General features: G+C 70.4%; 10 protein-coding genes. 6 read left to right on the top strand and 4 right to left on the bottom strand.

Features of this window, described 5'->3' with window-relative positions; translation table 11 throughout:
• Nucleotides 1-57: 57 nt before the first annotated feature.
• Nucleotides 58-630, top strand: coding sequence for a transcriptional regulator (locus OG381_RS49060; RefSeq protein ID WP_327722913.1), 573 nt, complete (start codon nucleotides 58-60; stop codon nucleotides 628-630).
• Between the two features lie 65 nt (nucleotides 631-695).
• Here the strand turns inward: OG381_RS49060 and OG381_RS49065 are convergent, their stop codons facing one another.
• Both OG381_RS49065 and OG381_RS49070 read right to left on the bottom strand, forming a co-directional pair.
• Nucleotides 696-1,796, bottom strand: coding sequence for a ParB/RepB/Spo0J family partition protein (locus OG381_RS49065; protein WP_327722914.1), 1,101 nt, complete (start codon nucleotides 1,794-1,796; stop codon nucleotides 696-698).
• Nucleotides 1,793-3,028 carry a ParA family protein gene (locus OG381_RS49070; RefSeq protein ID WP_327722915.1) on the bottom strand — a complete coding sequence of 412 codons (1,236 nt, stop codon included), beginning with the start codon at nucleotides 3,026-3,028 and terminating at the stop codon, nucleotides 1,793-1,795. Before OG381_RS49070 ends, OG381_RS49065 begins: the two co-directional genes overlap by 4 nt.
• Before the next feature lie 694 nt (nucleotides 3,029-3,722).
• Between OG381_RS49070 and OG381_RS49075 the strand changes: the two genes are divergently transcribed.
• From OG381_RS49075 to OG381_RS49085, 3 genes are all read left to right on the top strand, one after another.
• A complete protein-coding gene (locus OG381_RS49075) occupies nucleotides 3,723-4,799 on the top strand; it encodes a bifunctional DNA primase/polymerase (RefSeq protein WP_443062082.1) in 1,077 nt (358 codons plus the stop codon).
• A complete protein-coding gene (locus OG381_RS49080; RefSeq protein ID WP_327722916.1) occupies nucleotides 4,796-6,331 on the top strand; it encodes a DNA primase family protein in 1,536 nt (511 codons plus the stop codon). Before OG381_RS49075 ends, OG381_RS49080 begins: the two co-directional genes overlap by 4 nt.
• Nucleotides 6,332-6,491: 160 nt before the next feature.
• A complete protein-coding gene (locus OG381_RS49085; RefSeq protein WP_327722917.1) occupies nucleotides 6,492-6,875 on the top strand; it encodes a DUF6009 family protein in 384 nt (127 codons plus the stop codon).
• A gap of 549 nt (nucleotides 6,876-7,424) precedes the next feature.
• Here the strand turns inward: OG381_RS49085 and OG381_RS49090 are convergent.
• Nucleotides 7,425-10,226: an AfsR/SARP family transcriptional regulator gene (locus tag OG381_RS49090; RefSeq protein WP_327722918.1), complete on the bottom strand. Its 2,802-nt coding sequence runs from the start codon at nucleotides 10,224-10,226 to the stop codon at nucleotides 7,425-7,427.
• 287 nt (nucleotides 10,227-10,513) lie between these two features.
• Between OG381_RS49090 and OG381_RS49095 the strand changes: the two genes are divergently transcribed.
• Nucleotides 10,514-12,295, top strand: a complete 1,782-nt coding sequence (locus tag OG381_RS49095) for an acyl-CoA dehydrogenase (protein WP_327722919.1) — start codon at nucleotides 10,514-10,516, stop codon at nucleotides 12,293-12,295.
• Nucleotides 12,296-12,349: 54 nt separating this feature from the next.
• On the top strand, nucleotides 12,350-13,276 hold the full coding sequence (locus tag OG381_RS49100; protein WP_327722920.1) for a 4'-phosphopantetheinyl transferase family protein: 927 nt from the start codon (nucleotides 12,350-12,352) through the stop codon (nucleotides 13,274-13,276).
• 20 nt (nucleotides 13,277-13,296) lie between these two features.
• On the opposite strand, the gene OG381_RS49105 is transcribed toward OG381_RS49100, so the two are convergent.
• Nucleotides 13,297-14,295, bottom strand: coding sequence for an AfsA-related hotdog domain-containing protein (locus OG381_RS49105; protein ID WP_327722922.1), 999 nt, complete (start codon nucleotides 14,293-14,295; stop codon nucleotides 13,297-13,299).
• Between the last annotated feature and the right edge of the window lie 34 nt (nucleotides 14,296-14,329).

The following is a 14,329-nucleotide window of genomic DNA, read 5'->3' on the forward strand; positions in this document are numbered from 1 at the left end:
GCCCCACCCCTGTCCGGGCAGCGGGCCATGAGAACCGGAGCCGAGGGAGGAGACGGGATGCCGGATCGCACCCATGAGTTCGGCAAGTACGGTGCCCGAGGCGTCAAGGGGTACGAAGCAGTCGCCCACCGGCTGGATGCCCTCGCCGGCTACATCGCCACCCCGGTCACCGCCCGGCGTGGTCTGCTGGCCCGCCTGCACTACCTGACCCGCAGCGAGCACGCCCTGGCGGCCGCACGCTCCGCAGGCCTGACGGTCACCGACCGCACCCTCAAGGCGTGGCTGGACGGCAGACGCAGTCCGTCGAAGAAGAACCTCGAACGCATCGAGACGGCGTACCGAACCGTCCGCCGTCACAACGTGGCCCGCTATCTCCTGGCCCGCCTCAACCGCGAAGGCCGCGGCACCCGCGTCGAGATCCACCCGCTCAACCAGTCCCAGGTCTCCCGCCCGCGTCAGCGCGTCGTGGAGTTCCGCACCCTCAACATCCGGCACTGGGACCGCATCGTCGAAGCCTGGGCCAACGACAACATCCAGGCCCTCGACGACGCCTGGATCGACCAGATCGTCGACCTCGGCTCCCAGTGGGGCCAGTACGAGTACGTCACCAACGTGGGCTTCGCAGCCTGAGCTATTACGTCGTAATAGCTCGGCCCCCTATTACGACGTAATAGGGGGCCGACTCATCAGACAGCTCAGACAGCCTGGCCGTCACTCTCCACCAGATCGGCTCGCTGCTCTTGATGCTCGTTGAGGATCCGCAGCATCTTGTCGAACTCGGTGTCGCTCATCTTCCGGATGAGGTGCATCGCGAGGAAGGCACCATCGTCGTAGGGAAGCTTCGGCGGCATCCGCAGATCGGCCTCAGCAGTCTCAGCAGTCTCAGCGGCCTCGACTGGTGAGACTTCCTGAGCCGCCTTGCTCGCCGAGGACGAGGCGTTGCCGCGAGGCTCAGGGACCGTCTCCGCACGCTGCACCGGTGCTTCGACAGCCAGCGCCTTCTCCTGGCGGGCACCATCCTCTATTACGCCGTAATAGCCCTCGACCCCATCCTCCGGCTTCTGCGCCCGGCGCTCCTGCTTCAGGACCTCCTTGCGGACCCGCTCGGCCTTCAGCTCCTCCAGTACCTCTTCCTGCTGCTCGGCCGGCTTGTTGCCGACGGCCCGCAGCAGATCGATGGGCTCCTGACCGACCCGCTGCTGGAGTTCGGGCGTCAGGTTGAGCAGAGCGAGCCTCTGCGACACCCATCCCTGCGAACGGTGCAGCCGCTTCGCCAGGGCCGTCTGGCTCCCGTGGATCACAAGCAGCCGTTGCAGCGCGCGGGCCTCGTCGAGCTCCTCGAGGTCCTGCCGGTGGATGTTGGCGACCAGCGCCGACTCCAGGAGCTCTTCGGAGGTGGCGCCCTGCTCGTCACTGACCATCACCTTGACGGAGCCCAGACCCGCCTCACGGGCGGCCGCGAGGCGGCTGCTGCCGTCGATGACGACATAGGTCGTCTCCGGCTCCAGAGCGGCCTCGTGCGCAGGGTTGGCCTTCACATAGGCGTCGCGGTTCATGACCGTGATCGCCTGCTTCTGTCCGTGCGTCTTCAGGCTCCCTGCCAGATCGGTCAGGTCGCCGAGGCTGGAGCGCGGGTTGTCCGGGTTGAGGCTCACACGGTCGGTGGGCAGTTCCGAGGGCGGGGCGACCCCTTCGGTCGGCACCCCGGTCGCCGCGGCCACGGCCTGCCGGCGCGCGCTGATGCCTCGGGTGGCCCCGCCGAAGCGGCCGGCGCCCAGCTGATCGGCCTTGCTCATGAGATCTCCCGCGCGAGGGCCCGCATACCGACCGCCTGCTGGGACTTGGGGGCGTAGGACAGCAGCGGCTGCTTCACCCGCACAGCCTCCTTCTGCTCCTTGAGGTCCCCGATGAGTCCGACGACCTTCGGATCCTTTATGTCGACCCACCCTTGGAGGGAGGAGGTGGCGATGTATCCGCGTCGGGAGTCGTAGAGGTTGACGACGATCCCGAGGTAGTCGATGTCGATCTGCAGGTCGCCGCGCAGGTCGTCGATCTGAGTGGTGAGCAGCTCGTAGGCGTCGGCGGAACTGTCCTCGGCCTGGACGACGATGAGCGCGCCTGACTGGCCGGGCTTCTCGCCGTCGCGTCGCCTGCCGTAGTAGGCCGCGGCGTCCATGCTGAGCCCGAGGCTGGGCGGGCAGTCGACGAGGATGACGTCGTAGTGCGCCTCCAGGGGGGCCAGGGCCCGCTCCAGGGCGGCTTCCCGGGCCCGGACGGCTGACAGGCGTACGTCGAGGAGGAAGGCGTCGTTGCACGCGGGCAGCAGGTGCAGGCGGCCGGCGAAGTGTTCGTCGTCGACGGAGATGATGAGGTCGCGCAGGTCTCCCTTGGGGTCGCCCGCCATGTGGTTGGTGAGGCTGTCGCCGTTCATCGGCAGGGGAGTGCCACCCAGTTGGTTGGTGAGGTGGCACTGTGGGTCGAAGTCGACGAGCAGGACCCGCAGTCCGAGCCCGGGCAGGTCCTCGGTGTCGAGCGGGCTGTCGAGCGCGTCGCTGGCGGCCGCGAGCTGCTTGGCGATACGGACGGGGTAGAGGCGGCTGGGATTCTCCGCGAGCGCCTCACCGGTGCCGGCGGTGATGGCCGTCTTGCCGACGCCGCCCTTCTGGTTGCAGACGACGATCCGGCGGGTGATGGCCGGCCTCTCGACGTCCGGTGCGGGATGCGTGTCCAGCCACAACTGCACGGACTGGGCCAGACCCTGGATGAGAGAGACTCGACGGTCGCTCGCGATCCGCTTGAACTCGTCCCACTGTCCTTCCGGCAGGAAGGTGGAGAACGAGTCGGCGCCGGAGGTGTCGACCCCGGCTGTCGCCGATGCGAGGTTGCACCAGTCCTGGATGCCCTGCTCTACGGCGGCCTGGATCTCGATGCCCTTCTGGGCCGCTCTGACCTTGAGGTCCTGCCGGAGCCATCCCGGCAGCTTGGAGACGACCTTTTCACGGTCGTTCGGGGAGGCTGGAGAAGTCATGGGGTCACCTTACTAACGCAGGTGATCAAAAACGCGAACGACGCGTTAGCTAGGCCAGGTTTTATTACGACGTAATAGAGCGAGGGACCGAGCAGAGGGACGGAGAGGGCCTGAGGGACTGTTCGGTCCCTGGGCTTCAGTCCCTGGTATCTGTGCAGGTCAGAGCGTTTTGGGGGGTCAGATCAGGGACCGTAGGGACTCAACTTCCTAATTATGAGCTGGAGTAGAGCTTTTTTCGTACGCGCGTGCGCATCTGTCTCTACATGTGCTAGTTCAGCTCATAATTAGAGAGTTGAGTCCCTACAGTCCCTGTTGAAGAGGGGGAAAACGCGCTGACCTGCGGTTTTGTGCAGGGACTGAAGGAAGGGACGGTCCCTCCAGGGACTCTAGGTTCAGTCCCTGGAGGCTCTCTCGAGGGTTCAGTCCCTCCAGCCACTCTCAAGTGACCCAAAACGGCACCGACCGATGGGGGAGTGGCACCCCGCCGGAGGCCGAAGGGACTCAAGGGACCGAAGGAACTGATAGAACGCCACGCGGTGGGAGTTGCCTCACTCCCAGTTGACATGCCTCTACACTCTTCCCGAAACACAGTCCCTTCGGTCCCTGATAGAACATCACCCACACCCGTGGCCTGGTGTTTTCTCAGGGACTGAGCCATAGAACCGAACCACGAGACCCGACAAGGACGATCAGCGTGCCGCGCCCCGGTGACATCCGCCTGCCTGCCGCCCCGGCCAGGTCCGCGACACCGCATGCCGTCGCCCGCTGGTGCGCCGCTCAGGGCTGGCCGGTCCATCCGCTGGCTCCCGGCCGCAAGACCCCGGCCGCCAACTGCCCCGAGTGCAGGGACCGAAGCCACGACCCGAAGACATGCCCCTGCCTGCCCGCAGGACGCCCCTGCCACGGCTTCCACGCCGCCACCACCAACACGCGGTACATCGACGCCTGGTGGGGGAGCAGCCCCTCCGCAGGCGTAGGCGTCGCCTGCGGTCCGGCCGAGCTCGTCGTCCTCGACGTGGACGCCCACAGCGCCCAGGTCCCCGACCGTGGCCGCCTCCTGCCGGGCATCCCCATCCCCGATGCCGTGAACCTCACCGGCCTCGCCTCGGGCTTCGACACCCTTGCCCTTCTCGCGGCCTTCCGGGGCCAGCCCGACCCGACCCACGACGAGACGACCCTGCGCGTGCGCACCCCCTCAGGGGGCCTGCACATCTGGTACCGCAACCCGCACCCGGCAACCCGGCTGCGCTGCTCGACCGGCTCCAGCCCCAAGGTCGCGCTGGCCTGGCAGGTCGATGTGAGGGCCGAGGGCGGGTACATCATCGCCCCCACCACCCGCACCGCCCAGGGCACTTACGCGCCCGAGGGCACCGCACGCCTGCCCGCACCACTGCCCGGCTGGCTGCACGCCGAACTCGTCCGCACCGGTCACGTCATCGCCCCACCGGTCCCCAGGCAGCCTGTCGTACGGACCCGTCGTACCCGCAGACCCGCCGCGGCCCACCGTGTCCTCACACCGCTTGTCGACGAGATCGCCCAGTGCGCGACCGCGTCCGAAGGAACCGGGTTCACGGAGAAGCTCAACCGAGCCGCCTACACCGCAGGAGGCCTCGTGGCAGCCGGCCACCTGGAGGAGACCGCAGTCCGCGACCAACTCCGCGCCACGGCCGCCGAGGCCAGGCCCTGGCAGACCGCCCGCAACGAAAAGATCATCGACGACGGCCTTGCCGCTGGGGCCGCCCACCCGTTCCGTCTCGAAGGACGTTCATGAGCAGCGCCGAGAGCATGCCGCGGTTCGACGCACAGGCCGCGGCTCAGCAGATGCTCGACCTCCAGGCGGCCGAGCAGCCACCCGCACTGCTCCCCGCGCAGGCCTCCGGAGTCCCCGGCAGCCTGCCCTTCGCATCCCTGCAGTCCGGCATGCTGCCCCCGCACCTCAGCGACCGCGGCAACGCCCGCCTCTTCGTCCAGCTCTACCGCGACCAGTTCCGCCACGTTGAAGGCCTCGGCTGGTTCTCCTGGGACGGCTACCGCTGGAAGCGCACCGGCGGTGAGAAGGCCGCCCTGTGGGCAGCGGGGGAGATGGCCGAGGACATGCCCGAAACCGACCCCCGCGGGGTCTTCAGCAACCGGGAACTGTCCTCGCACAAGAGGAAGACGCTCTCCACCACGGGCATGAAGGCCCTGCTCACCCAGGCCAAGGCGTCCCCGGACCTCTCCGTCGACCCCGACACTCTCGACGGCGACCCCTACGCCCTGTGCACCCCCGGCGGAGTCGTCGATCTGCACACCGGCCACCTCCGCAAAGCGGACCCCACCCTGGACTTCCACTCCCGCGCCACCAGCGTCGCCCCCCAGCCGATGGAGACCCCGCGCTGGCACCGCTTCCTCGCCGACACCTTCGGCGACGACGCGGAGGGCCAGGAGATGATCAACTTCTTCCACCTGCTGCTCGGCTACTCCATCACCGGCGATGTCGGCGCCCAGGTGCTGCCGTTCCTCCACGGAGAGGGCAAGAACGGCAAGAGCGTCCTGCTCGACACGATGATCCAGATCCTCGGCGACTACGCCGACGCGGCCCCGCCCGGCTTCCTCATGGACCGCGGTGCGTTCTCCGAGCACTCCACCGAGCTCACCGAACTGCACGGCCGCCGCCTGATCGTGTGCAGCGAGCTCAAGCCCAACGACAAGTTCGACGAGGCCAGAGTCCGCCTCCTGACCGGCGGCGACAAGATCAAAGCCCGCCGCATGCGGCAGGACTACTTCTCCTTCACCCCCACCCACCACCTCTGGCTGCTGGGCAACCACCGCCCCGAGGTCTCCACCGGCGGCTACGCCTTCTGGCGCCGCATCCGGCTGCTGCCCTTCACCCGCACCGTTCCCGCCGCCCGCCGGATCGACAACCTCGCCTTCGAACTCGTACGGGACGAGGGCCCCGGCATCCTTCACTGGCTCATCGAAGGCGCCCGGCGCTACCTCATCACCAGGGACCCCCTGGAGGGCCCCGACCGGGTGCGGATCGCCACCACCGCCTACGCCAACACCGAAGACCACATCGGCCGCTTCCTCAACGAATGCTGCACCCGTGCCGTCGACAACGGCAGCGAACTGCGCGTCGAGCAGGGCCTGTTGTTCGCGGAGTACAGCTCCTGGTGCAATGCAGGCGAAGGCATCCGCCCCGCCTCGCCCCGCGCCTTCGCCACCCGAGTCCGGCAGGAAGTCGGCCTCGCCTCACCCACCGACATGATCAAGTCCAACGGCCGCAAGTACTACCCGGGCATCGCCCTCCTGGGGACCGAATGACGCACCGCACACCACCCCCGACAACCCCCCACGCTCTATATCTCGCCCAGCGGCCGAACTACGATGTCCCTCTGGCCCCGCTAGCGGCGGCCTCCAGAACACGCACGAACCAGTCCGGCCCCCGCATTGCGCACAGGCCGGCGAAGGAAGGGCTGCGGCCATGAGCTCGCTGTTGACCGAGAGCGACCTCACCCACGAGGCGGACGTGGTGTGGCTGGAGGACCCAGACAACCTCGACTACGTCCGCCAGGCCCTGGACAAGACCAAGCGCCGCAACAACAAGCCTCCCTACGCCCGGGACGGCCGGATGGTCGGCTACGCCCTCCTCGATGACGAGGCCGAACCCGACCCCGACAGCGGGCTCTACAAGCGGCGGGTCTTCTTCCTCCTCCCGCACGACCGGGACACCCTGCCCGACGGCCTCTACCGCGAGGGAGCCCCCGGCGAGGCCGTGGACCCCCGCACGATCGAACCCAGGAAGCCCGGCGCGAAGACCCCTCGCTCGCAACGGGGACCGGCCGCCATAGCGTCCGTGACGCCGTAATCAGCGGTCGCAAATCACCCAAAAGGTATTCAAACATACTGAACTCCCCACCCTGGCAAGCTATTACGTCGTAATAGCCGAGGGCTCGGAGCGCAGCGCCGGGCGAACTCTCCCCGCCCGAACGCCTATTACGACGTAATAGCCGGGGGCGAACCTCCCGCCGGAACCCGCCTCCTCCGCCGTGCTCTCGAGAGGACGTACAGAGCGGGTCCTGGGCAGATTGAAGTTTCGGGGGCACCCCGGTTCGCGGGTGTTAGATGAACTTCGTACCCGACTTCCCTCACGCCGAAAGGTGGGCACGCGATGACCGCAAAGGCTGCTGTTGACATGGTCACCTCGACGTCGGTCGTAGCGGACGGAGGCAGCACCGTGCTCTCTTTCACGGATGAGAAGTGGCAGTAGGGACCGCCTGACTCCGAAACGCCGAGGCCACAGCCCGCCGTTGGAGGAGTCGGCCCACGACACGACCGACGCCGTACGGGACATCCCGTACGGCGTCCTGCGTTGGCTGCTCACCGCGGCGACGGGGGAGCGGTACCCCACCCGCGCCTACCGCAGACTCGGCAGCTCCCGGCGCGGCGAACTCCCCTGGGACCTGCGGGGCGACCTCACCCCGGCACCGGCACCGGCACCCGCCTGAACCCTGGGCTCACGCCTTCCCCGCCAGACGCCGGGCCGGACCTCTGTCCAGGCCGGGTGGACCGCCCCGTCCCGCAGGCGGCCCAGCCAGCGGCGTGCGTAGGTCTCCAGGCGGCGGTCGCCCAGGGTGCCGGCGAGGGCGAGACACTCTCGGAAGTGACTCTCGGCCGCGGAAGGGCCCTCGTCGGCCAGCGTGTGCAGACCGAGCACCCGGTGGGCCTCGAAGCAGCCGCGGGTGTCGGCGGGCGTCCGGAGCAGGGTCGGCGTGACGAGACCGGCCGCGACGGTGCCGGCTCCTTCGCCCAGGTGCACATCGGCGAGCCCGGCCAGGGCACGGCTGCGTTCGGTGCTGACGGCGTCCGGGCTGGCCAGTACCTGCTCGTACAGTTCGCGTGCCTCGTCGGGCCGTTGGCGCTGCCAGGCCAGGTCGCCCAGTGAGCGCAGCAGACGCGCCCGAGCCGCCTCGTCCGTCAGCTGTCCGGCGGCGTCCAGGGCCAGGGTATGGGTGTGTCCCCAGACGTCCCAGGCGGCCAGTGCCTCCAGGAAGGCGGTCATGGCGTCGGCCAGCCGCACGGTCTGCGCCCACAGGCCCGCGTCGTGGACCCGGTCGAGCAGAGCGACCAGATCCTGCCGCCGCCGTGCGAACCAGTCCAGAGGATGCAGACCCTCCACGCGGGCCGTGTGCTGCGCGGTCTCGACCTGGTCGGCCGCCGCTTCGCTGAGCCGGGTGAGGGCGGCCCGCACCAGGGCCGGCTGTTCCTCGCCGAAGGCCTCGCCGGCCACCAGCCGTTGCAGTTCGGGGAAACGGTGAGCGCTGCCGTCGGGGGAGGAGACCACCAGGCCTGCTGTGACCAGCGATTGCACGGAGAGCCGGGCGGTCTTCTCGGGTACGCCCAGAGCGACAGCCGCTGCGGTGGTGGTGAACGGTCCCGAGGGCAGAAGGCTCAGCAACCGGGCCGCCTGGCGTGCTTCCTCGGGTGCCGCTGCGTACGCGGCGTACAGCGACCGTCCGTACTCCTCGTCGAGCGCGCGCAGCGCGGCCGGGCGGCTCTCGGCGGCCGTCAGCCGGGTCGCGATGTCGGCGGGGGAGTGGTGCGGGTGGAATGTCAGATGCTGGGCCACGACGCGCAGTGCCCCCGGGAACCGACCGCACTGATCGGCCAGCCGGTCCCAGACGTCCCTCGTGTCGCTCTCTCCCGGCGCGGTCCCCGGCTCGTCCGTGGCGTCGCCGTGCCCCTCGTCGGCGTATCCGTCGTATTCGTTGTGCCCGGCGTTCCCGAGCCGGTCGCCGGAGCTGTTCTCGGAGAGTGTGTCGAGGCCGGGGTACGGGGCGGTTCGGCGGCTGTACGACGTCAGCAGCAGCTCGCGGGCATCAGCCGGCGACAGCTCCCCGATCGGCAGGACAGGGCCGTCGAGGCCGGTCAGTACGGGGCGGCAGGTGACCAGGGCCGTGCAGCCCGCCGGCAGCGGCAGCAGCGGGTTCAGCTGGCCGGCGTCGACCGCGTCGTCCAGGACCAGCAGCAGGCGGCGTCCCTCGGTCAGCCGGTGCACGGTGTCGCGCAGGGCGGCCACAGAGCGCGGCTGCTGGCCGACGGCGCCGAGGGCGCGCAGCACCGCGTGCAGGACCCGCGCTCCGGGCAGTGGATGCCCCGTCTCGTCGCGCAGCCCGACCAGGACCCGCCCGTCGGGGAACAGCTCCGCCACACGGTGCGCCGCGCTCACGGCGAGCGCGGTCTTGCCCATGCCCGCCGGGCCGGTCACCTGGACGCAGCCGCCGGGCCGGTCGCGCAGCCACCTGGTGAGCTGCTCCAGTTGGTTGCTCCGGCCAGTGAACAACGGGTCGGCGGACGGGAACCGAGCGGGCTTCAGAGGTGCGGTGCGGGCCGGATCGGCGATGGCCGCGGCGGGCTGCCGATCGGCGATGAGCCGCTGCTGTGCCGCGGGCTCGAGCAGCGCCGGGTCGCCGGTCAGGATACGGCTGTGCAACTGCTGGAGCCGCCGGCCCGGCTCGATGGCCAGTTCCCGCACCAGCGTGCGCCGCAACTCGCCGAAGGTGCGCAGCGCGTCCGCCTGCCTGCCGGTGCGGTACAGCGCCACCATCAGGTGCGCGTGGAAGTCCTCGTGCAGGGGCAGCTCGGTGGTCAACGCCTGGAGTTCGCCGAGGACTTCCTGGTGCCGTCCCAGCTGGAGTTCGGCGCGCACCCGCTGTTCGAGAGCGGCGAGGCGGGCCTCGGTGAGCCGGACGGACATGCTCTTCAGCAGGCTGCCGTGCGGAGTGTCCGACAGCAGCGGCCCGCGCCACAGGGCGAGCGCCTGCCGCTGGAGATCGGCGGCGGTCGCGTGGTCGCCCTCCGTGAGCGCCTCGCGGCCCTGGCGGTGCAGGTCCTCGAAGACGGCCAGGTCCAATTGGCCGGCGTCCACGCGCAGCAGATAGCCGGGAGCGCGGGTGAGCAGGGCATCGCGGCCCAGATCCGGCTGCACGTCCTGGAGCAGCTTGCGCAGCTGGGAGATGTACACCTGGAGCGTGGTCATCGCGGTACGCGGCGGTTGTTCGCTCCACAGCTCGTCGATCAACGCGTCGACGGAGACGACCTCGTTGGGACGCACCAGCAGCGTCGAGAGGACCACCCGCACCTTGGCGGCGCGCGGTGTCACCGTCCGGGCGTCGGCCGCGGTGGTCACCTCCAGAGGTCCCAGCACCTTGAATCGCATACGAGAACCCCCGCTCTCTGCCGTCGGTACGGGACGTGCCGGACCCTTGGCCGTGCGATCAGCCGCTCAAGGGCATGAGGCATGTGCACTGTAGGGACAAGGCATCCCCGGTGACTCGGACAGGCACACCCCAGTCTTCCGGATCGAGGGCCTTTTCCTGCGGAAACGGCTATGAGGGTGCGGTGTTCACAAGCGTCTCTTTAGCCGGTCTCGACACGATCCGGACTGAGAGCGCAGCGCCGTGCGGCGCGGCGTGCGGTGCCGGGGCGCATCCGAGGGGGGTCGACTTGAGTTCGCTGTCCACGATCACAGGGCCGGTCCGCCGCTCGCAGGGCGGGGCGCCGGCTCAGGCTGCGACGGCGCGCGAGCGGGTGCGGCGGATCGAGGCGCTGCTGGGCGATCCGGCCGAGGACGCCAACCCCTCGGGTTACCGGACGCTGCTCGACGCCGACCGGGCCGCGGTGATCTGCGATCCGGCTGAGGCGGTGCTGGACTCCTTCGGGATGAACGAGGAGTTCGTGCCCACCGCCCTGGGTGGCCGCTTCGACTCGCCCGAGACGCTGCTCCAGGTGATGCGGGCGGTCTTCCGCCGTGACGTCGGCCTCGGCATGGGGTACGGCATGACCAGCTTCGTGGCCGCCAACTATGTGTGGATGCGGGGGACCGCCGTCCAGCGGCGGACCTTGGCCGGGCAGCTGCTGAACGGCTCCAAGGCGGCCATCGCCCAGCACGAGACCGCCCACACCAACGACTTCGTGCGCAGCCAGGTACGTGGCACTCCCGGGCCCGGGGGACTGTCGGTGACCGGGGGCAAGCCCGTCGTCAACAACCTTCAACGGGCCGACACGCTCGTCCTGGTGCTGCGTACCGCCGAGGGACACGACAGCGGCTGTCTGTCGGCGCTGATGCTGAACCCGGACGAGCTGCCGCCCGGTCGTTTCGAGGTCACCCGCCGGCCGAGCGCCGATGTGGTGGGACTGCGGGGCTACTTCAGCACCGGGGCCCGTTTCACCGACTGCCCGGTGCCCGAAACCGCCCTGCTCGGACCGGTGGGCAGCGGGGTGGCCACCTCGCTGCTCTCCTTCCAGATGAGCCGCACGCTGGTGGCGTCCTTGGCGGCCGCCGCCGTCGACACCGGTCTGCGCACCGCCCTCCTCGCCGGCCGCGGCCAGAACCCAGGACCCGGGGCCGACAAGGCTCCGGACCCGCACAGTACGGCGGCGACGCTCGCCCGCGCGTTCATCGACCTCCTGCTCTACGACAGCCTGGCGGTGGTCGCCACCCGCGCGCTGCACCTGCGGCCCGCCGAGACCAGCCTGTACTCGGCGGCCGTCAGGTCGCTGCTGCCGAAGGTCCTCAGGGACACCCTCCACGACCTGGCCGGCGTGCTCGGCTCGCAGATCTACACCCGCGAGGGCCCGGTCGGTGTCTTCCAGAAACATCTGCGCGACCTGCCGATCGTCAGCCTCGGGCACGCGGGCACCGCAGCCTGCCAGGCCACGATCATGCCGCAACTGCCGCGGCTGGCCCGCCGCTCGTGGTTCGTGGACGAGGAGGCACCGGCGGCGATGTTCCGGCCGGGTGCTCCCTTACCGCCGTTCGCCTACGACAGGCTCGCGCTGACCGACGGACGCGACAGCCTGAGCGCCTCCTTGCCGGCCGCCGTGGCCGGGCTGCCCGCCGCCGATCCGGTACAGCGCGTCCTGCGCACCCTGGGCGAGCGGATGGTCGACGAACTACGGGACCTGCGCCGCCGCGTGCTCGCGCTGGAGGCGCCCGGCCCGCAGGGCACCGTCAGCCCGGCGTGGTTCGCGCTCACCGACCGGTACGTCCTGGTCCTGGCCGCGGCCGCGGTGCTGGGGGTGTGGCGCCACAGCGACGCGCTCAGCGACCCGTTCCTGGCCGATCCCGCCTGGGCGGCGGCGGCGCTGCACCGCATCGCCGGGCGCCTGGGCATCAGGGACGTCGACCTGCCCGAGGAGTGCCTTTCCCGGGTCCACCGGGAGGTGCTGACCAGGTTCCGTGATCCGCACGGCTTCGACCTCTACAACATGCCGCTGGCCGGCTGACGGCCTGCCCGGACAGGCGGTGTCACGAGCCGGGCGGAAGTGAGGAGTTGACCGATGAACCTGGCCACGCCCTGGTGCGCCGCGGTCCGCGAGAGCGGCGCCGCGGCGGACTGCGCGCGCCCTGGAACAGGCCCGGCCGGCCCTTCGGCGCATCCGTTGCCGAGCGAGCCGATCGCCGTGACGTCCGACGGCGCCGACTGGTCGCTGCTCCGTGCCGACCTGCGCCGCCACGGCACCGCGCTGGTGCACGGCGGCCTCGCCGACTGGCGCCTGGAGCCCGGCGAGGAGAGCCTGCTGCGCGAGGTGCTGGGCCGTGACCTGCCGCGCTATCTCTCGCTCGGAGACGGGGAACTGCGCGCCCGCTACGCCGCCTCGCGCCGGCTGCTCAAGGGCGCGGCGGCCGCCGCGCTCGGGGTCGGCTCCGCCGACCTGGAGCTGACGTACGGGCCGACGGGCCGTCCTTCGCTGCGCGGCTTCGACCAGATCGACATCAGCCTCAGCCACACCGGCGACCGGCTGCTGGTCGGCCTGACCACCAGGGGGCTGATCGGGGTGGATGTCGAGCCTGCCGCCCGGCAGCTGTACCGCGAAAGTCTGAAGCGGCGCATCTGCACACCGCAGGAGAGCAGGGACCTGGAGCGGCTGCCGCAGGAGGACCGCAACGTCGGCCTGGTGCGGCTGTGGACGCTGAAGGAGGCCTACAGCAAGGCGATCGGGCAGGGCATGGCGTTCCGTTTCACGGAGTTCGGCTTCGGCCCCGAAACGATGCCGGTACGGGTCCACCGGCCGGACGGCAGCGCGGGCACCGGCGCCCAGTGGTCTTTTCGTACCTACGCCGTCGACGCGGGCGGAGCCGCCTTCGTGATGAGCGCGGCCGTGCACGACACCGGGCTGGGCCGCACCCTGGACACCGATGTCGCCACGATGCTCGACGCGGAGACGGTCACGGCCATCACCGGGGCGCTGGCCGCGGTCGGCTGACGGGGTGGGGGAGTGGCCGCTCACAGGTCCTCGACCACCGTGACGACCGCCTCCAGCACGGCCCGTCCCCCCTGGGCCAGGGTCAGGGTGACGGGGCTGAGTCTGCGGCCCTCGGCGTCCCGTCCGCACAGCCCGACCACCGCCGCGCACCGCATCGCCACGTCCGGCTCCGCGTACCCGCGGAAGTGGACCTTCAGCGAGCCCAAGGTGCACCGGTCGGTGGCCAGTTGGTGCATGCGCCCGGCGGCGAGCAATGCGGTCTGGCGCAACGCCTCGAGCTGGACGAGGGCCGGCACATGGCCCTCGGCCGCGCCGTCGGGCAGCGGCCAGCTGTCGGGGATGCGCACGGTGGCCGACAGTCGGCCGTGCGTGAGGTCGAAGGGGCCGTGCACCAGGACGGTTTCCGGGTGGCTGCGCCCCACCTCGGCGGGGTCGGCCGGCTGGCCGGCGGCGGACTCGCCGGTGGGCGCGGTCAGTGCGGTCGCGAGGCTGAGCACGCGGTGGTTGCGGTGCACCACCGGCGGCAGGAACACCACGTCGGCGCTGCCCGAGCCGCACGGCACGTCATCGATGCTCAGCACGGTGCTGAACCGAAGGGAGCGCGGCACCCCGTCGATGACCTTGTCGGGACGCACCCGCAGCTCGCTGGTGAGCAGCGCGGGGCGTTCGCGGGCGTCCGCGGTGGCGCGCCAGGCGGAGATGTCCCGGGTGGCGACGGCGACCCGGTAGAAGACGGCGGTGCGGTTGGCGGGCACCGAGAAGTGGGTCTGCCCGATGAACTCGCCGGTTTCCCGGACCATCTCGACGGCCGTCTGCAGGTCGTGGAAGCGGTGGGGGCCGGCGGCGACGAGCGGGTGGCCGGTGGTGAGCTCCCCGGTCAGCACGAACTCCTGGCGGTGGTCCGCGGTCGCGTCGGACAGGCCGAACGGCTCCCAGGAGCGCTGGCGGTGGACCAGGCTGCGGGTGCCGCCGCCGGGTGCCGGCGGGTCGGCCAGCGCGGAGTGACTCATGCCGTCCATGCCGTCACCGCCTTTTGTCGCGTTGCGCCGCGAT

The sequence above is a fragment of the Streptomyces sp. NBC_00490 genome, from assembly GCF_036013645.1.
Classification (GTDB): domain Bacteria; phylum Actinomycetota; class Actinomycetes; order Streptomycetales; family Streptomycetaceae; genus Streptomyces; species Streptomyces canus_F.